The sequence below is a fragment of the Clostridium autoethanogenum DSM 10061 genome (assembly GCF_001484725.1).
In the GTDB taxonomy this organism is placed as follows: domain Bacteria; phylum Bacillota; class Clostridia; order Clostridiales; family Clostridiaceae; genus Clostridium_B; species Clostridium_B ljungdahlii.
In genome coordinates, this window is sequence record NZ_CP012395.1 from 79,469 (window position 1) to 105,510 (window position 26,042).

The window sequence follows — 26,042 nt, forward strand, 5'->3', positions numbered from 1 at the left end:
ATAATTACCTCCTTAAGTGTCTTTACGCATACTCTTTTTACGGAAAATCTTGCGCTTTTGACATCCAAAATCTGAAAAATCTAATTTTTTTATCTTTACCGAGCAAACTTTAAATTCAGGTGTTCCAGTAACAGGATCAGGGGCACTATTAGTCAAAATATTAGCTGGACTCTCAGTAAAATGGAAAGTAATAAATGTTAATCCCTCCGGTACCCTAGTTGTTACTTGTGCTTTTGTAATTAATGAGCCACGTCGTGTTGATGCACTAATTTCATCACCATCTTCAATATTAAGATTTTTTGCATCTGTAGGGTTAATTTCCAAAAATCCTTCTGGATCCGCACCATTTAGTCCCCAACAACGTCTCGTCATAGTCCCTGTATGGTAGTGAGTAACGATACGTCCAGTAGTCAGCATTAATGGATATTCTTTATCAGGAAGCTCAGCAGGTTCCCTATACTCAATTGGGGAAAACTTACCCAAACCACGGGAAAACTTACCAACATGCAAAATAGGTGTCCCAAGATGATTCTCATTTGGACATGGCCATGGAATGCCACCGTCCTCCAACCGTTTATAACTAATACCAGCATAACTTGGTGTTAAAGATCTCATTTCATCAAATATATCTTCAGGAGAACTATAATCTGCTGGATAATCCATTGCATTCATGATATCCCTGAGTATTTGCCAATCTGGAAGACTATTACCTATTGGCTCTACAGCCTTACGAATACGCTGCACTGTACGATCAGTACTACTAAAAGTTCCATCTTTTTCAGCATAGGATACGCCCGGAAGAACAACATCAGCAACTTCAGCTGTTTCAGTTAAGAAAATATCTTGAACAACCAAAAAATCCAAATGTTTCAAGCAGTGTTCCACATGATTTATATCAGGGTCACTTCGCATTGGATTTTCACCAAATACATACAGCATTTTGACCTCATCTTTTTCAATTGCATTCAAGATAGACGGAATATTAAGTCCAACTTTATCGCTTAACTGAGCATTCCATGCTTTTTCAAATTTAGCTTTCACATCAGGATTAGTTACTGATTGGTAACCAGTGTAGACATTAGGCAAAGCTCCCATATCACATGCTCCTTGCACGTTATTCTGACCACGCAGAGGGTTAACTCCTCCTTTAGGCTTGCCAATATTACCAGTAAGCATCATAATATTTGCTGTAGATAGTACATTATCAACACCAGTAGTATGCTGCGTAATACCCATAGTATAATACAAAGCAGCAGCATCAGCCTTAGCAATAATTCTTGCAGCTTCTATTATCTTGTCTGCTGGAACCTTAGTTATACTTGATGTATACTTTGGCGTGAATTTCATTACAACTTCTTTGAAATCCTCAAAATTCTCAGTTCTTTCAGCAATAAATGCTTTATCAGCTAGTCCTTCTGTCAATATGACATATGACATTCCATTTAGAAGTGCTACATCTGTACCTGGTTTATGCCGCAGCCAAACATCAGCATGTAGTGCCACATCTGTTTTGCGGGGATCAGCCACTACGAGTTTAGTACCGCGTTCTTTAGCTTTTAGCATTTTAATACCAATTATAGGATGACATTCTGTGGTATTTGTACCAATTGCAAAAATAGCATCTTCAGGTCCCATTTCATCAAGTTCATGTATTGAGTTTGTCATTGCTCCACTGCCAAATGCTGTGCCTAGACCAGACACTGTAGGAGCATGTCACAAACGGGCACAATGATCGACGTTATTAGTACCAATCACTGCGCGCATTAATTTTTGCATAAGATAGTTTTCTTCATTAGTACATCGTGCTGAACTAAAAGCTGCAACACTGTCAGAACCATATTCTTTTACAGTTTTTTTGATTTTAGAAACAATAAAGCCAATTGCTTCCTCCCATGTAACCTCAACCAGCTTTCCTGCTTTTCTTATCAAAGGACTAGTTAAACGATCTTTATGATGTACAAAGTCAAAACCAAAACGGCCTTTTGAGCAGAGCTTCCCTTGGTTTACTGAATTTGCATTATCATCTGGGGTTACACTAACAATTTTTCCATCTCTTACATTTAAGAAAAATGTGCATCCTGTTCCACAATAAGGACAAGTAGTTAGTATACTTTTCATATTCTTACACTCCTTTCTTTAAGGTTAGGTATCTTAGTATTTTTAATTCCACTTTTACACAGTTTAACATTATGTCCAAAACTTAGTATACTTCTTTTTAATTAAATTATAAATTTTTTAATTTATTCCTAAACTTACCATATAATAATATAATTTAAACAATTGAAAAAACTTTTAATGGTTAATATAGTAAATTTATTTCGAAATTTAGTAGAAATTATCTGTGTGAATATTATATCACAAAATAATCTAAGTGAAAATGGTTTCATAAAGCTTGCATTTTTATAATATTCGAACACTTTTCAAAGATATAAAGTAATATTGATCTTTATTTGAGCATTTTATTAGTATAAAATAATATATTGATCTTTATTTGGGCATTTTGTTAATATAGAATAATATAATGAAATAACAATGCTAGTATTGCTACATTTACTATCAGTACTTAATAATCAGTATATCATATATGTTCTGATTATTAAGTATTTTTTATAAATATGTTTGGCACAATTTATGCTTTACTTTAAATATATATAATTGGGTAAATAGGATATACCTACAGAAGAAACATTAAATAAATTCTGTTTTTAAGGAGGTGTGAATTTGAAAATAGAAGTTAGATTATTTGCTTATTTTAGAAAAGATAGAGATAAAAAATTGTTTTTAGAATTTGACGAGCCTGTAACACCTGCGGATATATTTAAAAAGATAAATATTAAGGAAGAAGAAGTAGCTATTTTACTTATAAATGGTAGAGACGGTAAAGCAAATACAGAACTTAATGACAATGATGTCTTATCATTGTTTCCACCAGTAGGAGGCGGTTAAATTTGGAACGTTATGTTAGAAATATGAAAACCTTATCAAAAGAAGAAAATGATACTTTAAAGAACTTCAAAGTTTGTGTTGTAGGCTGTGGAGGAATTGGTGGTTATGTTATTGAGATGCTTGGAAGAATAGGAATAGGAAGTATTACTGCAGTAGATGGAGACGTATTTGAAGAATCTAATTTAAATAGGCAAATACTTTCAAGTACAGATACTATAGGTTTTAGTAAAGCACTGGAAGCAAAGCTTAGAATGGAAAAAGTAAATCCATTAATAGAGGTAAAAGCACTAGAAAAAATGCTTACAGAAGATAATACTTGCAATATTTTAAATAATAATGATGTGGTAGTAGATGCTCTTGACAGCATACCAGCGAGATTATTACTTCAACGTAGCTGCAAAAAACTTAATATACCAATGGTTCATGGAGCTATAGCAGGATGGTATGCTCAAATTACTACTATATTTCCAGGAGATGATACCTTAAACAAGATTTATAATGTAAATAAACAAACATCTAAAGGAATTGAAAAGGAAATGGGTAATCCATCATTTACGCCAGCTTTAGCAGCCTCAATTGAAGTAAGTGAAGTAATAAAAATTCTTTTAGGGAGAGGAGAACTTTTAAGAAAAAAAATGGTCTTTATAGATCTTCTCTCAACTGAGTATGATATAATTCCGCTGTGATAAACAGGATTTTTGGTGATTCAGCACTTAGAAGGCGTTATACTTTAGAAAAAATATATAAGCAAGTATAATATTACAGGACTTCAAGTTTTTGATCCTAATGCTAAGCCTATGGAGATAAAACCAATGAGTATGTCATGAAAATGATGTGCTTTCCGTGTTTGAGAAGAAGGTCATTGCAAATATCAATAGAGTAAGGTATGTGCTTTTGGCATATGCCTATTTTTTATATATCTGTATTGGCAAAAACTTGACAAAATTAATGACACCTAGGTAAAAGGAAGGATGTCCAGTTATTGCAGGAAGGAGAGAACTGATATGAGATTAGAGATTAAAAACGCTATTTGCGGTTATGGTAGAAGCATTGTAGTAAAAAATATATCTATGAATGTAAGTTCGGGAGAAATATTATGCTTGTTAGGACCTAATGGTGTAGGAAAAACAACTTTCTTTAAGACTATATTAGGATTCTTAAAGTTAAAGGGTGGGGAAATACTTTTGGATGGAGAGAATATACATAATTGGTCTAGAAAGAAATTAGCTAAAACTATTGGCTATGTACCTCAGGCACATACACCTCCCTTTCCATTTAAAGTTTTTGATGTGGTATTGATGGGGAGGACTGCTCACCTTTCGACGTTTTCTTCTCCTACGAAAGAAGATATTGGCATTGCAGAAGAGGCTATAAATACTTTGAAAATATCCTATTTAAAAGACAAGATATATACGGAAATAAGTGGTGGGGAAAGGCAAATGGTTTTAATTGCTAGGGCTCTTGCTCAGCAGCCCAAAATGTTAATAATGGATGAACCAACTTCCAATTTGGATTTTGGAAATCAGATTAGAGTACTAGAACAGATAAATAAGCTTTCTGAAAGAGGATTAGCAGTCGTTATGACTTCACATTTTCCAAATCATGCTTTTCTATGTTCCACAAAAGTGGCACTTATGGAAAAAAACAATGTATTTACAGTAGGCAGTGTTAATGAGGTTGTAACAGAGGATATGCTTAAAAAAGCATATGGCATTGATGTAAAAATTGTAACTACAGTTGATTCAAATGGACAGCAAATCAAAGCCTGCGTACCTATGATTAACTGAAATATTTTACATTAAAGAGATGTTTTTACAAATAGGATAGGAGTAGGAGGCTGTTTCATGCAAGCATCAAAAGAAAAAAGTGTAAAAAAAAACAATATAATATCTATAAAAATTATACTTATCATGCTGGTCCTTTTTATATTTTTGATTTCATTTACTATGGGAAGGTATTCAGTATCGCTTAAAGATCTTTTTTATATATTTTATGCAAAGATATTTGGATTACCTCAAACCTGGTCTGAAAATGTTGATACTGTATTATTTAAAATAAGATTACCAAGGATTATAGCTGCGTTATTAATTGGTTCTTCACTTTCAGTAGCTGGGACTACATATCAATGCCTATTTAAAAATCCTATGGTTTCTCCTGATATATTAGGTGCTTCAGCAGGTGCTGGTTTTGGTGCTGCCATGGGACTTTTAGTATCTTTTAATATGGCAGGAGTACAATTTCTTGCTTTTGCCTTTGGTATGGGAGCAGTTCTTATTACTTATGCTGTTAGTAAGGTTATTGGACGTAGTAATAATACAACTTTAATATTGGTACTTACGGGTATAGTGGTATCATCCCTTTTTCAATCCCTTATTTCTTTAACAAAATATGTAGCTGATCCAGACAGTAAACTTCCAGCAATAACGTTCTGGCTTATGGGTGGACTTTCTACCATAACCTTTAAAGAAATTCATATTCTTTTAATTGCATTTATTATAGGAGTTGTTCCAATTTTATTATTGAGATGGAAGTTAAATGTTATTTCTTTTGGTGAGGAAGAAGCAAAATCACTAGGAATAAATACAGATAGAATGAGAATTATTTTAATATTTTGTTCCACTTTATTAACTGCTGCCTCTGTTTCTATGGCTGGAATAATTGGATGGGTAGGTTTGGTTATTCCTCATGTGACTAGGATGATTGTAGGTCCTAATTATAAAGATCTTTTACCAGGTTCTATATTAATTGGAGGCGCTTATCTTCTTTTAATTGATAACATTTCTCGTACCATATTTTCTATGGAAATACCACTAGGTATTTTAACGTCATTAATAGGCGCACCATTCTTTATAAGTATTTTATTTAAAGGAAGGAGGCAGTAATATGAAACTAAAAATTATTGTAGTTCTAATAAGCTAGTATACTTAATAGAAATATTTTAAATAAACTGGTAAAACAAAAATAATACATAATTTAGTACAATTTTTATCATGAAAGGATGTATAAAAATGAAAAAAATAACAATAATTATTCTGTGTATTTTCTTAATGATATTTTTTACTGCTTGCAATTCAAGTCAATCGACTCAATCATCAAACAAATCTTCTTCGACACAAGAAACTAGCTCAAAAACAAAAACTATTACAGATACTTCTGGTGCAAAAGTTCAAGTTCCTACAAAAATAAACAAGATTGCTGATTCTTGGAAGGCACATAATGAAGTTTTATCAGTATTAGGCGCTGGTGATAAAATTGTGGAAACAGTGCTTAGTGAAAAATCTATGCCTTGGTTATATAAAGTTAATCCAGCTATGAAAAAAGCAGTTACTACTTTTGGTGCAAATTTTAATACAGAGGATTTAATGAAAAATAAACCTGACATAGTATTTGTATCTTCTGGTGATGCAAATGCTAATAAAATTTCTAGTTTAGGAATTCCAGTAGTTCAATTAAATTTTACTACTTTTGACACAATGAAAAAATGTGTATCTTTAACTGGTGAAATTTTAGGTGGAGATGCTGCAAAGCGTGCAGATAAATATAACAAATATTTAGATGATAAGGTTAAGATGGTTAAAGATGTTACTTCAAAAATACCAGATAGTGAAAGACCTAAAGTTCTTCATGTAGAGTCGCTGTCTCCAATTGGTGTAGATGGAAGCAAAACTATTATTAATGAATGGATTGAAGCAGCTGGAGGAGTAAACGCTGCAAAGGATGTTACTGGAAATATGAAGAAAGTATCCTTAGAACAAATAATTCAGTGGAATCCTGATATTATTATATTTGGGGCTAATGGTGCTAGTGGAAAAGTTAACTCTATAGATAAATTAATTAATGATCCAAATTGGCAGAAGATATCAGCAGTTAAAAATGGGAAAGTATATCAAAATCCTACTGGTGCATTTTTATGGGATCGTTACAGTTGTGAAGAAGCGCTTCAAGTTCAATGGGCTGCTAAAACAATTCATCCAGATAAATTTAAAGATTTAGATATAGCTGCTGAAACAAAAAATTTCTATAAAACATTTTTAAACTATAATCTTACTAATGAAGAGGTAGATAAAATATTGAAAGCACAATCTCCTGCAAAATAGTAATGAATAATTTATAACTTAAATTTTTAATAGTATGATAAAATTTTTACTTGGACATGTTTTGAAATTAAAATGTGTCCAAGTAAAAATTTAAAAGTATAAGGAAGAAGGGTTAACTTATTATGAAAAGTATGAAAAAAATATTAGTCTTATTTATGATATTAGTTATATTTACTTTTTTTAATGAGTGCGGTGTTAAATCAAATTCGGAAAAACAACCAACATCAACCTCTAAATCCCAATCTACCACAAGAACGATTATAGATATGGATGGAAACACCATAAATATACCTGAAAAAGTCTCTAAAGCTGGATGCACTATTGGTGCTATTAATCAAATGGTTTTAATGCTTGGTGATCCATATTGGAACGTTTTAAAAAAATAGAAATAGTATTGTACGTTATTTGATCACTTTTTTAAAAATAAAATGATAATATTGTATTTTTTTTGAGCATTTTGGCAATACAAAGAACTGTATTGTTTATTATTTAAGCATTTTATTATAAAACAAAAAAACGTTATTAAATTATTTGCTATGAATTCACTTGATAATCAATGCATTGCATGTGATGTTGATTATTGAGTGTTTTTTTTGTAACCATATTTGGCACAATTTATGCTCTATAATATTTCTGAAATAAATACATTTATATGAGGAGGAATTTCAATGTATGGTTATGATGGTAAAGTATTAAGAATTAATTTAAAAGAAAGAACTTGCAAATCAGAAAATTTAGATTTAGATAAAGCTAAAAAGTTTATAGGTTGTAGGGGACTAGGTGTTAAAACTTTATTTGATGAAATAGATCCTAAAATAGATGCATTATCACCAGAAAATAAATTTATAATTGTAACAGGTCCTTTAACTGGAGCTCCGGTTCCAACTAGTGGAAGGTTTATGGTAGTTACTAAAGCACCGCTTACAGGAACTATAGGAATTTCAAATTCGGGTGGAAAATGGGGAGTAGACTTAAAAAAAGCTGGTTGGGATATGATAATAGTAGAGGATAAGGCTGATTCACCAGTTTACATTGAAATAGTAGATGATAAGGTAGAAATTAAAGACGCGTCACAGCTTTGGGGAAAAGTTACATCAGAAACTACAAAAGAGTTAGAAAAGATAACTGAGAATAAATCAAAGGTATTATGTATAGGACCTGCTGGTGAACGATTGTCTCTTATGGCAGCAGTTATGAATGATGTAGATAGAACTGCAGCAAGAGGCGGCGTTGGTGCAGTTATGGGATCTAAAAACTTAAAAGCTATTACAGTTAAAGGAACTGGAAAAATAGCTTTAGCTGATAAAGAAAAAGTAAAAAAAGTGTCCGTAGAAAAAATTACAACATTAAAAAATGATCCAGTAGCTGGTCAGGGAATGCCAACTTATGGTACAGCTATACTGGTTAATATAATAAATGAAAATGGAGTTCATCCTGTAAAGAATTTTCAAGAGTCTTATACGAATCAAGCAGATAAAATAAGTGGAGAGACTCTTACTGCTAACCAACTAGTAAGGAAAAATCCTTGTTACAGCTGTCCTATAGGTTGTGGAAGATGGGTTAGACTAAAAGATGGCACAGAGTGCGGAGGACCAGAATATGAAACACTGTGGTGTTTTGGATCTGACTGTGGTTCATATGATTTAGATGCTATAAATGAAGCTAATATGTTATGTAATGAATATGGTATTGATACTATTACTTGTGGTGCAACAATTGCTGCAGCTATGGAACTTTATCAAAGAGGATATATAAAAGACGAAGAAATAGCTGGAGATAACCTATCTCTCAAGTGGGGTGATACGGAATCTATGATTGGCTGGATAAAGAGAATGGTATATAGTGAAGGCTTTGGAGCAAAGATGACAAATGGTTCATATAGGCTTTGTGAAGGTTATGGAGCACCGGAGTATTCTATGACAGTTAAAAAGCAGGAAATTCCAGCATATGATCCAAGGGGAATACAGGGACACGGTATTACCTATGCAGTTAATAATAGAGGAGGCTGTCATATTAAGGGATACATGATTAACCCTGAAATATTAGGTTATCCTGAAAAACTTGATAGATTTGCATTAGATGGTAAAGCAGCTTATGCCAAATTATTTCATGATTTAACTGCTGTAATTGATTCTTTAGGATTGTGCATATTCACTACATTTGGGCTTGGAATACAGGATTATGTAGATATGTATAATGCAGTAGTAGGAGAATCTACTTATGATGCAGATTCACTATTAGAGGCAGGAGATAGAATCTGGACTCTTGAGAAATTATTTAATCTTGCAGCTGGAATAGACAGCAGCCAGGATACTCTACCAAAGAGATTGTTAGAAGAACCTATTCCAGATGGCCCATCAAAGGGAGAAGTTCATAGGCTAGATGTTCTTCTGCCAGAATATTACTCAGTACGAGGATGGAGTAAAGAGGGTATACCTACAGAAGAAACATTAAAGAAATTAGGATTAGATGAATATATAGGTAAGTTCTAGTTTGATTCGGTAAACTAGAAAGCAGACTTTATGTGTTAAAGAAGATAGCTTCTCTCTATATATGAAGTCTGTTTTTAATAGAAAGATATGAATTTGAGAATAGAAGTTAGATTAGTTGCTTATATATTTGCAAAAGTGTTAAGTTCTGCTTGGATAAGTTCGGGAGATGAAATTTAGTTGTTATGATAAACTTCAATAGTAATAAGCAAAGCTTTGAAGCATTTATTGAATCTATACCTGAAGGCATTATGATTTGTAACATTTATGGAGAAATTAAATTTGTAAATAGTGCCTTACTACAAATTACAGGATATAGTCAAGAGTGTATAATGAATATGAATATTCAAGATATGGTATATAGCTGGAATAATATAACGAGTAATATACATAATATAAGCATTCAGCAGAATGTAGAAACTAGCATAAAGTCTGTTAAGAATATGCTTAAATTAAAATTAAATATATATCCATTATACACAAAAAAAATGGATGACAGGATAATCATAGTTGTTTTTAAAGAAATAAAAAAGAAAAGAAAATTAGAAGAAAGGCGATTAGAAGGAAAGGCCATATATACTTTTAATAAAATAATAGGAAAAAATAAGAATTTTTTAAACATAATAGAGTATTCAAAAAAGATATCTAATAGTAAGTCTACTATATTAATAACAGGAGAAAGTGGCACAGGAAAGGAAATTTTTGCTCAGGCTATACACAATTACAGTGATAGAAAAGAAAATGTTTTTATGGCTGTTAACTGTGGTGCAATTCCGGAAAAACTTATAGAGTCGGAGCTTTTTGGGTATGAGGAAGGTGCTTTTACAGGGGCTAAAAAAGGAGGAAATTTAGGGAAGTTTGAAATGGCAAATGGTGGAACTGTATTTTTAGATGAAATAGGGGAAATGCCTGTTGAGATGCAGGTAAAGTTATTAAGAGTTATAGAAGAGGGGTTAATTGTAAGAGTTGGAGGGTACAGGCAAATACCCGTAAATGTTAGAATAATTGCAGCTACAAATAAAAATTTAAAAGAGGAAGTTGAAAATAGAAATTTTAGAAGAGATTTATTTTATAGATTAAATGTCCTTCCTATTCCACTTCCACCTTTAAGGGATAGAAAAGACGATATTTGTTTATTAGTTGATTACTATATGAATAGAATAAGTAAGAAATTAAATAAAAGAAAAATAAAAATTACTAGTGATCAAATGGATAAGTTAGTACAGTATGAATGGCCTGGAAATATAAGAGAACTAGAAAATGTTATTGAATTTTTTATAAATATTGAGCATATAGATGAAAATATTATTCAATCAGAAGGCTTATTTAAAGAACATAATGTGGAAAATAGTCGTATATATTATGATGGAGATTTTATGTTTAATATGAACCTTGAAAATTTAGAAAAAACACATATAGAAAATGTAATAAGGAAGTTTAAAGGAAATTTTACTTTAGCTGCTAAGGCTATGGGTATAGGAAGGAACACTCTTTATAGAAAAATCAAGAAATATAATATTTACTGATCTATATAGAAGTACCATTCCAAATAGATATTATCATATTTGCATAAACTCTTGAAGATATAGCAATAAGTATTACAGTAGGTAGTCATCAGATAAAAGTTAAAAGGCAACCTTTCAATGGAAAAAATAAACTTAAAACTGTTGTTGTGATTGGAGGAATTATAATGAATGTAGCTATTTGCAAATCTGGCAACGTAGTTATATCCAAGCCCAATATTAAACTTTCACATAGAAGATGTAAAAAGTTTAATATTGATTCACATCAGATATTTAGTAAAAAAATAATAGACGATATTGAGTTACAGAAAAGATTTGCAGCTAACAGAAATTTAATATTAACTGCAGCACCTTATATGGAGCAGCTAATTAATTTTGTAAAGGGATTTAATTTTTTTGTATTACTTACCGATGGAGAGGGATGTATATTAAATGCATTAGGTGATGAAAAAATACTTGAAGAAGCTTTTTCTTTGAAAATGGTACCGGGAGCTTTTATGAATGAAGAAAACATTGGAACAAATGCTATGAGCGTAGTTATAAAAAGTAAGCTGCCAGTTCAAATTTCTGGAGATGATCATTTTATTAATGCATATCATAGGTGGACGTGTTCTGCGGCACCTATAAAAGATAATAAAGGAAGGCTTATAGGTGTATTGAATCTTACTGGATATATTGAATTTGTGCACTCTCATACACTTGGCATGGTTATAGCAGCATCAAATGCTATAGAAGAAATGATTAAAGTAGAAGAGTACAATAAGATTCAAAATATGAATTACAAGCATATAAAAAATATATTTAATTCCAGTCCTGTTGCTATAATAACCTCGGATATAAATGGTAAGATAAAAATCTGCAATAAAAAGGCACAAGATATGTTTGGCATAAGGGGTAATAAGTTAGAGACAAACAATATGGAAGATATTATAGAAAATTGGAATAATATAAAAGCACCTATATATTTAGGAGAAAGTACTTCAAAAGAGACAATTATGGTTTCACTAAGAAATAAGATTCAATATCAAGTAACTACTAGTTCAATATACAATTGTGGTGATGATAATAATATTGAGATAGTTTATGTTTTTGAAAAATTTAAAAAGGTAAATAAAAAGAATAATGGTAATGCTTACTATACCTTTGATAAAATAATGGGTCAGGATGAAAACTTTACAAAAGTAATAAATTATGCAAAAAAGATTTCAAATAGTAAATCAACTATACTTATAATGGGTGAAAGTGGTACGGGAAAAGAAGTGTTTGCACAATCCATTCATAATTACAGCAGCAGGGTAGATGGACCATTTGTAGCTTTAAATTGTGGTGCCATCCCTAAACAACTTATAGAGTCAGAGCTTTTTGGATATGAAGAAGGAGCTTTTACAGGTGCCAAAAAGGGTGGTAATCTTGGAAAATTTGAATTGGCAGATGGCGGAACTATAATGCTTGATGAAATTGGAGAAATGCCTCTTGATATGCAGACAAAGCTTCTAAGAGTTGTACAGGAAGGTGTAATAACGAGAATTGGAAGTTCAAAATCTATACCTGTAGATGTAAGAATTATAGCTGTTACAAACAGAGATTTAAAAAAAGAAGTGGAAGCTGGAAGATTTAGAAAGGATCTATATTATAGGCTAAATGTGCTGCCTTTATTCTTACCTCCACTTAGAGAAAGAAAAAAGGATATACCTCTTCTTATTCAATATTTTGTCAAGAATATAGCACAAAAGTTAAATAAAAAAGAGCCAGCTATATTAAAAGAATACTTGAAGAAAATGATTAACTACAATTGGCCTGGGAACATAAGGGAATTAGAAAATTTGGTTGAGCTAATTACAAATACAGGGTCTATACCTGCAGATTATTTTACAGAAGAGAATTATAATAATGAGGTACTTGTAGATATTAGTGATGATTGTTTAAAGTTAGATTATGTGGAAAAAGAACATGTAATTAAAGTATTGAAGAAATTTGAAGGAAATATAACACATTCAGCAGCAGCATTGGGTATAAGAAGAAATACTTTGTACAGCAAAATAAAAAAATATGAAATAGAAATATAAATTTTTTATACAAAGAAGAAAGATAGGAACTTTTAAGAAAAAATATCTTTTATTTTGTAGTATATAAAAAATATCCTATAAAGTTTTTTATATACTTTATAAGATATTTTTTAAACATTTCTTCCAAAATTTAATCAAGGAATAGTAAATGTTTATTCATATAATATTATGTGGACAATTACAGTATTTATGTATGAAAGTTCAAGAGTGATGCTGTGAAAATGAAATACTTAAAGGTTATACATATAGATAGTAAATCTACTACAATATTTTAACATTTTACCTATTTTTGAACAATTGTTGACAGTAACAGTAAAAAAGTTATAATATTGTAATCAAGATATTATACATGAAATAATAGTTATAAAGTTCTAAGTAATAATTAAAAAATAAGTTAACAGATTTAAGACGAATAGATTCATAAAAGGTTACACATTCTACTAAAAAGAAAGAATTTAATTTTGTTCTTTTTTATGCAAATTTTAAATAGGGGGTCTTTTTTATGAAGAAAAAACTTGCACTATTATTAAGTTTAATTTTTGTTTTTTTAGTGGGATGTACTACTAAACAACAAGAAGCTGCTAAACCAAAGGAAGCTAGAAGTATGGTACTAGCTACTACTACCAGTACCCAGGATACGGGACTTTTAGATTATCTAGTTCCATTGTTTAAAAAAGACACTGGAATAGATGTAAAGGTAGTAGCAAAAGGAACAGGAGAAGCTTTAAAGCTTGCACAAAATGGTGACGCTGATTGTCTTTTAGTACACGACAAGGCAAAGGAAGAGGCATTTATAAAGAATGGTTATGGTCTTAAAAGAAATGATGTAATGTATAATGATTTTATTATTGTAGGACCAACTGAAGATCCTGCTAAGATTAAAGAAAAGGCTTACAATAATCCAATTGATGCTTTGAAGATAATTAAGGATAGTAATGCTAAATTTATTTCAAGAGGAGATGAATCAGGTACTCATAGTAAGGAAAAAAGCTTATGGAAGTCTGCAGGAATTACACCTAGTGGAAGTTGGTATGTATCTGCAGGTAAAGGAATGGGTGCAGTATTACAAATGGCAGATGAAATGAAAGCCTATACGTTAACTGATAGGGGAACATATTTATCTATGAAAAACAAGTTAAAGCTTCAAATTGTTACAGAGAAAAGTCCTCAGTTATATAATCAATATGGAGTAATAAAATTAAATCCTGCCAAGAACCCTAAGCTTAAGGAAAAAGAAGCAGATGAATTTTACAATTGGATTTTGTCTGATAAAATTCAAAAAACTATAGGTGAATATGGAAAAGACAAATATGGTCAGGCACTTTTTATTCCAAATGCTAAAAAATAATTTATAATGGGAGACAATTTTAAAATGCTAATACTTATAAAAGACATACTTCCTGTTATAAGTATGTCCCTAGTAGTATCCATGTCATCTACAGTTATGGCAGCAGTATCAGGAATAACTATAGGAATTTTAGCAGGACTAAAAGATTTTAAATTGAAAAAGGTTATGGTAAGGTTATTAGAAACCCTTATGAGTACTCCGCCAGTACTCATGGGGCTTTTAGTGTATTTATTACTTTCAAGAAAAGGTGTTTTAGGCAGTCTGGAGCTTTTATTTACTCCAACAGCTATGATTATAGCACAGACACTATTGGTATTTCCTATAATAACTGGCCTTACAATTAGTTCAACACAAAAGCAAGGTAGGGAGATTAAAAAAAATTGTGAAGTGCTTGGTGCTTCAAGATTTAAAACTTTATTAACCATAATTGTCGAAATGAAGGAACAGCTGCTTACTATAGCTGCTACTGGCTTTGGAAGAGCTATTTCAGAAGTTGGAGCAGTAATGATGGTAGGAGGAAATATTAAAGATCATACAAGAGTAATGACCACATATATAGCATTAGAAACAGGAAAAGGAAATTTTGAAGGAGCTATCATCATAGGAGTAATACTACTTTCTATTTCTCTAATTATAAATGTCATTTTACACAAATTTCGAGGAAGTGAAATTGATGAATATTGAGGTCTTAAATATTATAAAACAATATGGAAATAGGGTAGTGCTAAATATAGATAAATTTAATTTTAAACAAGCAGGAATATATATAATTTTAGGCTTAAATGGAAGTGGGAAAAGCACATTTCTTGAGTGTATAGCAGGAGTAAATAGAGTTAATTCAGGAAGCATAAAATACGACGATGAAGATTTTGAAGATACAAAAGATAAAATTTCGATGTTACTTCAGAAACCATATATTTTCAATACTTCTGTTAAGGAAAATATAATAAAAGGACTTCTATTTAAAGAGAAAAGGTGGGAAGAGCTTTTACAAAAGTATGGTTTCTATATTAAAGATTTTGATATGGAAAAATTAATGGATAAGAATGCAAAAACTTTATCTGGTGGAGAAAAAGCGAAAACAGCTCTTTTAAGAGTAGCTATGCTGGAGACAAAGATAACTTTATTAGATGAACCAACTGCTAGCATGGACTTAGAAAGCACATTAGTTGCTGAAAAATTAATAAAAAATATGTGTTTTAATGATAGAACTGTAATAATGATTACTCATGATTTATATCAGGCAAAGAGAATAGCTGATTATGTTCTTTATATGGATAAAGGTAAAATTATCGAATATGGGGATAAGGTTCAGTTTTTTACAAATCCTTCAAATGAAAAACTTAAAATGTGGTTAAATGCAGATTGCATAAAATAGGATTAAATACTAAAATCATCACTTCGATGGTGAAAGATAGGAGGCAATAAAGTATGGACTTTTATAAGGTGTCATCAGTTGAGGAGGTAAAAGACACAATTAACTCTAATTTTTCTATAAGTTTAGGGAAAGAATTAATAGATTTAAAAGAATGTAATGACAGAATATTATATGAGGATATTGTTTCACCGTTAAATGTTCCAGGTTTTAAAAGATCTATTGTGGATGGATATGCAGTAAAGTGTAAGGAAGTACAGGGAGCTAGTGAAAGTATGCCATCTATGCTTGATTTAAAGGGAGAAGTTATAATGGGCAAGATGCCTTCTAAATCGTTGGAATTTCCAGGAGAATGTATGTACATACCAACTGGAGGAATGCTTCCTGAGGGTGCAGATAGTGTGGTAATGATCGAGTATACTGATAAAATGGATGATACTACTATACTTGTGAATAAGCCAGTCCCATTTGGTGAAAATGTGCTTAATGAAGATGAAGATGTGGAATTAGGGGAAACTGTGCTTAAAGCAGGAACAGTACTTAAACCCTATAGTATAAGCATGTTGTCCAGTTTGGGAATTATTAAGGTACCAGTAATTTGCACACCCAAGGTGGGGATAATTTCTACTGGGGATGAAATTATATCACCAGAAGAATATCCAAAGCCTGGTCAAATCAGAGACATAAATTCATATCTTTTGTATTCTTCTGTCATTGAAGATGGTGGAGAAGCAATATTCTATGGAGTCATAAGAGATGATTATGAAAAATTATTTGAAACTGCAAAAAAAGCTAATGAAGAATGTGATATAGTTCTCATATCTGGTGGAAGTTCAGTAGGAAAGAAGGATCAAACTGCGAAAATTATTGATGAACTTGGTAAGCCAGGTATACTTCTTCATGGAATATCAATAAAACCAGGTAAACCAACTATACTAGGAAAAGTTAAAAATAAACCTATATTTGGGTTGCCAGGACATCCTCTTTCCTGTGCAGTAGTTTATAGAATAATAGTTAGATATTTTTTACAGAGGATGATGAAATTTGAAGAAGTTGAATATCCTATTCCTTGTAAGTTTAGTACTAACTATCATAAGGCCAAAGGAAGGGAAGAATATCTTCCAGTTACAATTGAAAATATAGAAGGAGAATATATAGCTGTACCTGTTTTAACCAAGTCTGCTGCAATCAGTGGATTTACCAAGGCTTGGGGTTATGTAAAGATAGATAAAAATGTAGAGGGAATTTTTAAAGATCAACAGGTATATGTTTATAAATTTCAGAGGTGATATTATGGCACAGAAAGTATATTTATCAAATTATGAATTTAAAGAAGCATTAAATAAATATTTAAGTGAAATAAGTTCTGTATTTCTTAATAAAGAAGTAATAAACACAGAAGAAGGTTTAGGCAGAGTTATTGCACAGGCGGTTTATTCAAAAATTTCTTCCCCTTTTTATAATTGTTCTGCCATGGATGGTATTGCTCTTCATAGTTCTAAAACTATAGGAGCATCTGAAAAGCATCCTATTGAGCTGGAGGAAGAGAAGGATTATATAGTAGTAGACACAGGAGATCCAGTTCCAAAGGAATATGACTGCGTAATAATGGTAGAGGATATAGTTAACATAGATGAAAATAAAATTCAAATATATAAAAGTGCAGCCCCTTGGCAGAATATACGTCCTTTAGGTGAAGATATAGTGGAAAATCAACTTATTGTTCCATCAGGTCATGTTATAAGACCTGTAGATATAGGAGCAATGCTGGCAGGAGGAGTAAATACAATTGAAGTTTACAAAAAACCTTTAGTAGGCATTATACCAACAGGTACTGAGCTAGTGGAACCAGGTAGTGACCTTAAAGTTGGAGATATAATTGATTTTAATTCAAGGGTTTTTAGTGCACAAGTAATTGAATATGGAGGAACACCAAAAAGGTATGGCATAGTAAAAGATAATTATGAAATTTTAAAGGAAACTTTAAAAAGAGCTGTTTCGGAGTGTGATATAGTTATAATCAATGCTGGTTCTTCTGCAGGAAGAGAAGATTTTACCAGTGATTTAATTGCTGATTTAGGAAAAGTTTATGTACATGGTATTGCTATAAAACCAGGAAAACCTACTATTATGGGACAGATTAATAATAAACCTGTTCTTGGTATACCTGGATATCCTGTTTCTGCTCATATCATAATGGAAAAAGTTCTTAAGAAAATAGTAGAAAATTATCAAGGACTGAAAACAAAAGAACCTCAAAAGGTAGATGCAATTTTATCCAGAAGAATTATGTCATCCTTAAAGCATTTAGAATTTGTGAGAATGAAGCTTGGATATGTGGAAAATAAGATTATTGCAACACCACTATCAAGAGGAGCAGGTGCCACTATGTCACTTGTTAGAGCCGATGGAACATTAGAGGTTCCTCAAAATGTAGAAGGTATTGAAGCAGGAACAAAAGTTGAAATAAGTCTTATGAGGGATATGGAGGAAATTAAAAACACTATTGTGTGTATAGGCAGCCATGATCCTATTTTGGATATATTGTCAGATATGCTTCATTTAAGCAGTAAACATTACTATTTATCTTCAGCTCATACAGGAAGTATGGGTGGAATAATGTCTCTTAAGAATGAAGAAACACATATTGCTCCTATTCATTTATTGGATATGGAAACTGGAGAATATAATATTTCTTATATCAATAAGTATTTAAAAAATAAAAATATAGCATTGATAAAAGTAGTAAAAAGAATTCAAGGACTTATGGTTCAAAAGGGTAATCCTCTGTCACTTACAAATATTTCAGATATATCAGAAAAAAATGTGCGTTTTGTAAATAGACAAAGAGGAGCAGGTACAAGATTACTTTTAGATTACTATTTAAAAAAGCTTCACATTTCACCAGAACAAATTAATGGTTATGAAAGAGAAGAGTTTACACACCTTTCAGTGGCAGCAGCAGTAGCTAATGGAGATGTTGATTGTGGCCTTGGAGTATATTCCGCAGCAGATATGATGGGCCTTGATTTCATTCCAGTTTGCAATGAGGAATACGATTTTGCAGTGCCCGTACAGTATTTGGAGCTTGATATAATTAAAGAGCTGCTTAAGGTTATGAAAAGCAGTGAATTTTTAAAGAAGCTTGATGAACTTGGAGGCTATGATTACTCGGATATATGTAATATAATATATATTTAAGAGATCATTCTGAGAAAAATGTTGATATCAAGTGATTATTAGACTCATATGTGAAAGAAGACAAATATTTGTATTCTGTTACATATGAGTCTTAAAAGATAAGTTGCATGAAGGGAGATACTTGGATGCCTAGTATTTTATTGATAAATATAGGTGAGGAGAAAGGAGTTGTTAAGAAGGATATTGAAAAGGGATATTTTGAAATAAATCATGGTCTTGTAGGAGATATTCATGCAGGAAAATTAGATAGACAGGTGAGTTTACTGGGACAGGAAAGCATTGATAAGATAAAAAAATCAGGAATAGATGGCTTTTGTACAGTTAAATTTACTGAAAATCTTACTACCTTTGGTTTAGATCTATATAAGTTGTCTGTTGGTACAAAAATGAAAATAGGTGAAGCTGTTTTAGAAATTACTGAAGTTGGAAAACAGTGTCATAAAGGCTGTGAAAGAAGAAAATTAGCAGATGACTGTGTTATGACTAGAGAATGCGTATTTGCTAAAGTGTTAAGTTCTGGATGGATTAAAAGAGGAGATAAAATTGAAATAATATGAAAAGTGATAATGAAAAAGTATATAGAAAATCAGTAAAAAAGATATCTCAAAGTTGTGCTATATATACTTTTGATAAGATAATAGGAAAAAGTAAAAATTTTGTAAGCGTAATAGAATATGCAAAAAAAATATCTGATAGTACATCTACTGTATTGATAACTGGTGAGAGTGGTACAGGTAAAGAAATCTTTGCACAAGCTATACATAATTTAAGTAGTAGAAGAGGTAAAATCTTTATTGCAGTAAATTGTGGCGCTATACCATCAAATCTTATTGAGTCAGAGTTGCTTGGCTATGAAGAAGGGGCTTTTACAGGAGCTAAAAAGGGTGGTAATGCTGGTAAATTTGAATTAGCTCATGGTGGAACTATTTTTTTAGATGAAATAGGTGAAATGTCATTAGAGACACAAGTAAGACTTTTAAGGGTTATAGAAGAAGGTGTTGTAAGCAGAGTTGGAGGTTCTAAGCAGATTCCTGTAGATGTTAGAATTATAGCAGCTACAAATAAAGACTTACAAGAGGAAGTAAAAAAGGGAAGCTTTAGAAAGGATTTATTTTATAGACTTAATGTACTTCCTCTATGGCTTCCACCTTTAAGAGATAGAAAAGAAGATATCCCTATTTTGATAGATTACTATATGACTAAAGTAAGTAAGAAGCTAAACAAGAATAAGTTTAAAATTGATAGTACTGTAATGAATAAATTTATGGAATATGATTGGCCTGGGAATATAAGAGAATTAGAAAACGTTGTTGAACTTATAGTAAATACAGAAAAGATTCCAGATTATATACTTAAACTACATAAAACTTTTGTAGTTGGAAACAATAAAGTTGCTGAAGGTTCTATGAATTTTGAAAGTATGAAGCTTGAAGATGTAGAAAAAAATCATATTATAAAGGTTCTTAAAAGCTTCAGAGGAAATATAAGTTTAGCAGCTAAGGCAATGGGGATTGGAAGAAACACCTTATATAGGAAGATGGAAAAGTATCACATAGAATGTTCCGAAACAGAACAATGATCTGAAATGGAACAAAATTGCACCAAGATGGAACAGTTTGCTTGGCGCAATACCCTCAAAACACAATATTTTATTATTGGCATGGTTTATGCTATATATATAATTGTTTGAATAATCAATTTTTTTAGGAGGGTTTTTATGTACGGATATAAGGGTAAGGTATTAAGAATTAATCTAAGTAGTAAAACTTATATAGTGGAAGAATTGAAAATTGACAAAGCTAAAAAATTTATAGGTGCAAGAGGGTTAGGCGTAAAAACCTTATTTGACGAAGTAGATCCAAAGGTAGATCCATTATCACCTGATAACAAATTTATTATAGCAGCGGGACCACTTACAGGTGCACCTGTTCCAACAAGCGGAAGATTCATGGTAGTTACTAAATCACCTTTAACAGGAACTATTGCTATTGCAAATTCAGGTGGAAAATGGGGAGCAGAATTCAAAGCAGCTGGATACGATATGATAATCGTTGAAGGTAAATCTGATAAAGAAGTTTATGTAAATATAGTAGATGATAAAGTAGAATTTAGGGATGCTTCTCATGTTTGGGGAAAACTAACAGAAGAAACTACAAAAATGCTTCAACAGGAAACAGATTCGAGAGCTAAGGTTTTATGCATAGGACCAGCTGGGGAAAAGTTATCACTTATGGCAGCAGTTATGAATGATGTTGATAGAACAGCAGGACGTGGTGGTGTTGGAGCTGTTATGGGTTCAAAGAACTTAAAAGCTATTGTAGTTAAAGGAAGCGGAAAAGTAAAATTATTTGATGAACAAAAAGTGAAGGAAGTAGCACTTGAGAAAACAAATATTTTAAGAAAAGATCCAGTAGCTGGTGGAGGACTTCCAACATACGGAACAGCTGTACTTGTTAATATTATAAATGAAAATGGTGTACATCCAGTAAAGAATTTTCAAAAATCTTATACAGATCAAGCAGATAAGATCAGTGGAGAAACTTTAACTAAAGATTGCTTAGTTAGAAAAAATCCTTGCTATAGGTGTCCAATTGCCTGTGGAAGATGGGTAAAACTTGATGATGGAACTGAATGTGGAGGACCAGAATATGAAACATTATGGTCATTTGGATCTGATTGTGATGTATACGATATAAATGCTGTAAATACAGCAAATATGTTGTGTAATGAATATGGACTAGATACCATTACAGCAGGATGTACTATTGCAGCAGCTATGGAACTTTATCAAAGAGGTTATATTAAGGATGAAGAAATAGCAGCAGATGGATTGTCACTTAATTGGGGAGATGCTAAGTCCATGGTTGAATGGGTAAAGAAAATGGGACTTAGAGAAGGATTTGGAGACAAGATGGCAGATGGTTCATACAGACTTTGTGACTCATACGGTGTACCTGAGTATTCAATGACTGTAAAAAAACAGGAACTTCCAGCATATGACCCAAGAGGAATACAGGGACATGGCATTACTTATGCTGTTAACAATAGGGGAGGATGTCACATTAAGGGATATATGGTAAGTCCTGAAATACTTGGCTATCCAGAAAAACTTGATAGACTTGCAGTGGAAGGAAAAGCAGGATATGCTAGAGTATTCCATGATTTAACAGCTGTTATAGATTCACTTGGATTATGTATTTTTACAACATTTGGTCTTGGTGCACAGGATTATGTTGATATGTATAATGCAGTAGTTGGTGGAGAATTACATGATGTAAATTCTTTAATGTTAGCTGGAGATAGAATATGGACTTTAGAAAAAATATTTAACTTAAAAGCAGGCATAGATAGTTCACAGGATACTCTTCCAAAGAGATTGCTTGAAGAACAAATTCCAGAAGGACCATCAAAAGGAGAAGTTCATAAGTTAGATGTACTACTACCTGAATATTATTCAGTACGTGGATGGGATAAAAATGGTATTCCTACAGAGGAAACGTTAAAGAAATTAGGATTAGATGAATACGTAGGTAAGCTTTAGTTTGATTAATTAGAGATTAGACTTCATGTATTAAAAAAGATGCCTTGTCTCTGTATATGAAGTCTATTTTCTTAGCCTAAGGAGGTGGAAACTTGAAAATAGAAGTTAGATTATTTGCTTATTTTAGAGAAGGTAGAGATAAAAAATTGTTTTTAGAATTTGACGATCCTGTAACACCTGCAGATATATTTAAAAAGATAAATATTAAGGAAGAAGAAGTAGCTATTTTACTTATAAATGGTAGGGATGGTAAAGCAAATACAGAACTTAATGACAATGATGTCTTATCATTGTTCCCACCAGTAGGAGGCGGTTAAATTTGGAACGCTATGTTAGAAACATGAAAACCCTGTCAAAAGAAGAAAATGATAACTTAAAGAACTTTAAAGTTTGTGTTGTAGGCTGTGGAGGAATTGGTGGTTATGTTATTGAGATGCTTGGAAGAATAGGAATAGGAAGTATTACTGCAGTAGATGGAGACGTATTTGAAGAATCTAATTTGAATAGACAAATACTTTCAAGTACAGATACTATAGGTTTTAGTAAAGCACTGGAAGCAAAGCTTAGAATGGAAAAAGTAAATCCACTAATAGAGGTAAAAGCATTAGGAAAAATGCTTTTAGAAGATAATGCCTGCAGTATTTTAAGTAATCACGATGTGGTAGTAGATGCTCTTGACAGCATACCAGCGAGATTATTACTTCAACGCAGCTGCAAAAAACTTAATATACCAATGGTTCATGGAGCTATAGCAGGATGGTATGCTCAAGTTACTACTATATTTCCAGGAGATGATACCTTAAACAAGATTTATAATGTAGATAAACAAACAGCCAAAGGAATCGAAAAGGAAATGGGTAATCCATCATTTACACCAGCTTTAGCAGCCTCAATTGAAGTAAGTGAAGTAATAAAGATTCTTTTAGGAAGAGGAGAACTTTTAAGAAAAAAGATGGCTTTTATGGATCTTCTCTCTAGTGAGTATGAAATAGTTCCACTTGGGTAAAAATTTATCCATGAATCTTACTTAGTGGGAAAAGCAGATATCCCAAATCTTTGATTTGGTGATAGTCGCTTTCGCTGTGTGCAAGCAGATATCCCAAATCTTTGATTTGGTGATAGTCGCTTTCTATTTAGAGTTTTGTTTATCCCACTAAGTTTAGATGAATTTTCCTATAATAATGAAAAGTGGAATTGGAATTGTTGTTATGATTGGAGGAATTATAATGAATGCAGCTATTTGCAAATTAGGCAATGTAGTTGTATCCAAATCAGATATAGAACTTTCACATAAAAGGTGCAAAAAGTTCCTTATTGACCCACATCAGGTATTTAGTAAAAAAATAATATATGATGTTGAATTACAAAAAAGATTTGCAGCTAACAGAAATTTAATATTGACTGCAGCACCTTATATGGAACATTTGGTCAATTTTGTAAAGAAGTTTAATTTTTTTGTATTACTTACAGACGAAGAAGGATGTATATTAAATGCTTTAGGCGATGAAAAAATACTTTCAGAAGCCTTTTCTTTGAAAATGGTGCCGGGAGCTTTTATGGATGAAGAAAATATTGGGACAAATGCTATGAGCATGGTTATAAGGAGTAAGCTGCCAGTTCAAATTTCTGGAGATGATCATTTTATTAATGCATATCATAAGTGGACATGCTCTGCAGCACCTATAAAAGATAATAAAGGAAAACTTATAGGAGTTTTGAGCCTTACTGGATATATCGAGTTTGTACATTCCCATACCCTTGGTATGGTTATAGCAGCATCAAATGCTATAGAAGAAATGCTTAAAGTAAAAGAGTATAACAAGATTAAAAATATGAACTACAAATATATGGAGAACATATTTAATTCTAGTCCTATTGCTATAGTAAGTTCTGATATAAATGGAAAAATTAAAATTTGCAATAAAAAAGCTCAAGATATGTTTAGTATTACAAACAGTAAATTACAAACATATAAAATAGAAGATATCATAGAAAATTGGAATGATATAAAGACATTGATATGTTTAGGGCAAGATGATTTAAAAGAAACAAATGTAGCAGTAGTGAAAAACGGAACTCGATATCAGTTAACTACTAGCTGTATATATAACTGTGAAGACGATAATGTTGAGATAGTATATGTTTTTGATAAAATCGAAAAGGTAAAGAAAAGAAGTAATGGACAGGCTTATTATACTTTTGATAATATAATCGGCCAGGATGAAAGCTTTACAAAAGTAATAAATTATGCAAAAAAGATTTCAGATAGCAAATCAACTATACTTGTAATGGGGGAAAGTGGTACAGGAAAAGAAGTGTTTGCACAATCCATTCATAATTACAGCAGCAGAGTAGATGGACCATTTATAGCTTTAAATTGTGGTGCTATCCCTAAACAACTTATAGAGTCGGAGCTTTTTGGATATGAAGAAGGAGCTTTTACAGGGGCTAAAAAAGGTGGAAATCTTGGAAAATTTAAATTGGCAGATGGTGGAACTATAATGTTGGATGAAATTGGAGAAATGCCTCTTGATATGCAGACAAAGCTTCTAAGGGTTGTACAAGAGGGTGTAATAACAACAATTGGAAGTTCAAAGCCTATACCTGTAGATGTAAGAATTATAGCTGCCACCAATAGAGATTTGAAAAAGGAAGTAGAAGCTGGAAGATTTAGAAAGGATTTATATTACAGATTAAATGTGCTGCCTTTATTCTTACCTACACTTAAAGAAAGAAAAAAGGATATACCTCTTCTTATTCAATATTTTGTTAAGAATATTTCACAAAAATTAAATAAAAAGGAGCCAGTTATATCAAAAGAATACTTGAAGAAAATGATTAAATACAACTGGCCTGGGAACATAAGGGAATTAGAAAATTTGGTTGAACTAATTGTGAATACAGGATCTATACCTGCAGATTATTTTACGGAAGAAGATTGTGATAATGAGGTACTTGTGGATGTTAGTGATGACTGTCTAAAATTAGATTATGTGGAAAAAGAACATGTAATTAAAGTGTTGAAGAAATTTAAGGGGAATATAACCCATTCAGCAGAAGCACTTGGTATAAGAAGAAATACTTTGTACAGCAAGATTGAAAAGTATAATATAAAGGTATAAAATTTTTTATAATGCTGGTTAAAAAAATTGTTTTAGTAGCTTATATTTTGTCATATAAAAAAATACCCTATAGAGTTTTTAATATACTCTATAGGGTATTTTTTTAATATTTCTTGCTCAAATTAATCAAAGAGGAATCAATATTGATTCATATAATATTATGTACAAAATTTGATTATTTATTATAGGGGTAATACCCCCATAGTCATCAAGCTAAGAAACGAAAATAATAGTTAAATCAATTATATTAATACTATACAATGATTAAATTCAGTTATATTCATGCTAAATTCAGTTTACGTTGATATAGCTGTTCACCTATACTATAATGTTA

The 26,042-nt window shown here is 31.6% G+C and carries 20 protein-coding genes, 1 pseudogene and 1 riboswitch; of the genes and pseudogenes, 20 read left to right on the plus strand and 1 reads right to left on the minus strand.

The genetic code is table 11. The annotated features are described in order from the left end of the window. Positions 1-12 precede the first annotated feature (12 nt). Positions 13-2,118: a formate dehydrogenase subunit alpha gene (gene fdhF / locus CLAU_RS00400; protein WP_081650143.1), complete on the minus strand. Its 2,106-nt coding sequence runs from the start codon at positions 2,116-2,118 to the stop codon at positions 13-15. A 603-nt stretch (positions 2,119-2,721) separates the two neighbouring features. Here fdhF and CLAU_RS00405 point away from each other — a divergent pair. From CLAU_RS00405 to CLAU_RS00500, 20 genes and pseudogenes are all read left to right on the plus strand, one after another. After that, positions 2,722-2,946: a MoaD/ThiS family protein gene (locus tag CLAU_RS00405; RefSeq protein ID WP_023161668.1), complete on the plus strand. Its 225-nt coding sequence runs from the start codon at positions 2,722-2,724 to the stop codon at positions 2,944-2,946. Between the two features lie 2 nt (positions 2,947-2,948). Further along, the gene (locus CLAU_RS00410) at positions 2,949-3,632 is read left to right on the plus strand and encodes a HesA/MoeB/ThiF family protein (protein ID WP_013238660.1); all 684 of its coding nucleotides are present in this window, start codon (positions 2,949-2,951) and stop codon (positions 3,630-3,632) included. Between the two features lie 69 nt (positions 3,633-3,701). Next, positions 3,702-3,820: riboswitch (molybdenum cofactor riboswitch) on the plus strand. 130 nt (positions 3,821-3,950) lie between these two features. After that, the gene (locus tag CLAU_RS00415; protein ID WP_023161669.1) at positions 3,951-4,733 is read left to right on the plus strand and encodes an ABC transporter ATP-binding protein; all 783 of its coding nucleotides are present in this window, start codon (positions 3,951-3,953) and stop codon (positions 4,731-4,733) included. Positions 4,734-4,790: 57 nt separating this feature from the next. Beyond that, a complete protein-coding gene (locus CLAU_RS00420) occupies positions 4,791-5,828 on the plus strand; it encodes a FecCD family ABC transporter permease (RefSeq protein WP_013238662.1) in 1,038 nt (345 codons plus the stop codon). 126 nt (positions 5,829-5,954) lie between these two features. Next, positions 5,955-7,043: an ABC transporter substrate-binding protein gene (locus CLAU_RS00425; RefSeq protein ID WP_023161670.1), complete on the plus strand. Its 1,089-nt coding sequence runs from the start codon at positions 5,955-5,957 to the stop codon at positions 7,041-7,043. A 122-nt stretch (positions 7,044-7,165) separates the two neighbouring features. Then, entirely contained in the window at positions 7,166-7,429 is a 264-nt protein-coding gene (locus CLAU_RS00430) for a hypothetical protein (RefSeq protein ID WP_013238664.1), read from the plus strand. Between the two features lie 282 nt (positions 7,430-7,711). After that, positions 7,712-9,535: an aldehyde ferredoxin oxidoreductase family protein gene (locus tag CLAU_RS00435; RefSeq protein WP_013238665.1), complete on the plus strand. Its 1,824-nt coding sequence runs from the start codon at positions 7,712-7,714 to the stop codon at positions 9,533-9,535. A 182-nt stretch (positions 9,536-9,717) separates the two neighbouring features. Continuing rightward, positions 9,718-11,058: a sigma-54 interaction domain-containing protein gene (locus CLAU_RS00440; protein ID WP_023161671.1), complete on the plus strand. Its 1,341-nt coding sequence runs from the start codon at positions 9,718-9,720 to the stop codon at positions 11,056-11,058. 164 nt (positions 11,059-11,222) lie between these two features. After that, positions 11,223-13,121 carry a sigma-54-dependent Fis family transcriptional regulator gene (locus CLAU_RS00445; RefSeq protein WP_023161672.1) on the plus strand — a complete coding sequence of 633 codons (1,899 nt, stop codon included), beginning with the start codon at positions 11,223-11,225 and terminating at the stop codon, positions 13,119-13,121. Between the two features lie 502 nt (positions 13,122-13,623). Continuing rightward, positions 13,624-14,469, plus strand: coding sequence for an ABC transporter substrate-binding protein (locus CLAU_RS00450; protein WP_023161673.1), 846 nt, complete (start codon positions 13,624-13,626; stop codon positions 14,467-14,469). Positions 14,470-14,493: 24 nt separating this feature from the next. Further along, the gene (locus tag CLAU_RS00455; protein WP_013238669.1) at positions 14,494-15,153 is read left to right on the plus strand and encodes an ABC transporter permease; all 660 of its coding nucleotides are present in this window, start codon (positions 14,494-14,496) and stop codon (positions 15,151-15,153) included. Beyond that, positions 15,143-15,847 (plus strand): ATP-binding cassette domain-containing protein, encoded by a 705-nt coding sequence (locus tag CLAU_RS00460; protein WP_023161674.1) that lies wholly within the window; start codon positions 15,143-15,145, stop codon positions 15,845-15,847. Before CLAU_RS00455 ends, CLAU_RS00460 begins: the two co-directional genes overlap by 11 nt. A 53-nt stretch (positions 15,848-15,900) precedes the next feature. Continuing rightward, a complete protein-coding gene (locus tag CLAU_RS00465; RefSeq protein WP_013238671.1) occupies positions 15,901-17,133 on the plus strand; it encodes a molybdopterin molybdotransferase MoeA in 1,233 nt (410 codons plus the stop codon). A 4-nt stretch (positions 17,134-17,137) separates the two neighbouring features. Continuing rightward, a complete protein-coding gene (locus CLAU_RS00470; RefSeq protein ID WP_023161675.1) occupies positions 17,138-19,045 on the plus strand; it encodes a molybdopterin biosynthesis protein in 1,908 nt (635 codons plus the stop codon). Positions 19,046-19,170: 125 nt separating this feature from the next. Then, entirely contained in the window at positions 19,171-19,602 is a 432-nt protein-coding gene (locus CLAU_RS00475; protein ID WP_013238673.1) for an MOSC domain-containing protein, read from the plus strand. 2 nt (positions 19,603-19,604) lie between these two features. Next, positions 19,605-20,624, plus strand: a pseudogene (locus CLAU_RS00480) (sigma-54 interaction domain-containing protein); the annotation flags it as partial. A 138-nt stretch (positions 20,625-20,762) separates the two neighbouring features. After that, a complete protein-coding gene (locus CLAU_RS00485) occupies positions 20,763-22,586 on the plus strand; it encodes an aldehyde ferredoxin oxidoreductase family protein (protein ID WP_013238675.1) in 1,824 nt (607 codons plus the stop codon). A gap of 92 nt (positions 22,587-22,678) precedes the next feature. Next, the gene (locus tag CLAU_RS00490) at positions 22,679-22,903 is read left to right on the plus strand and encodes a MoaD/ThiS family protein (protein ID WP_023161676.1); all 225 of its coding nucleotides are present in this window, start codon (positions 22,679-22,681) and stop codon (positions 22,901-22,903) included. Between the two features lie 2 nt (positions 22,904-22,905). Continuing rightward, on the plus strand, positions 22,906-23,592 hold the full coding sequence (locus tag CLAU_RS00495) for a HesA/MoeB/ThiF family protein (protein WP_013238677.1): 687 nt from the start codon (positions 22,906-22,908) through the stop codon (positions 23,590-23,592). A 220-nt stretch (positions 23,593-23,812) separates the two neighbouring features. Beyond that, positions 23,813-25,708, plus strand: coding sequence for a sigma-54-dependent Fis family transcriptional regulator (locus tag CLAU_RS00500; RefSeq protein WP_029170104.1), 1,896 nt, complete (start codon positions 23,813-23,815; stop codon positions 25,706-25,708). Positions 25,709-26,042 lie beyond the last annotated feature (334 nt).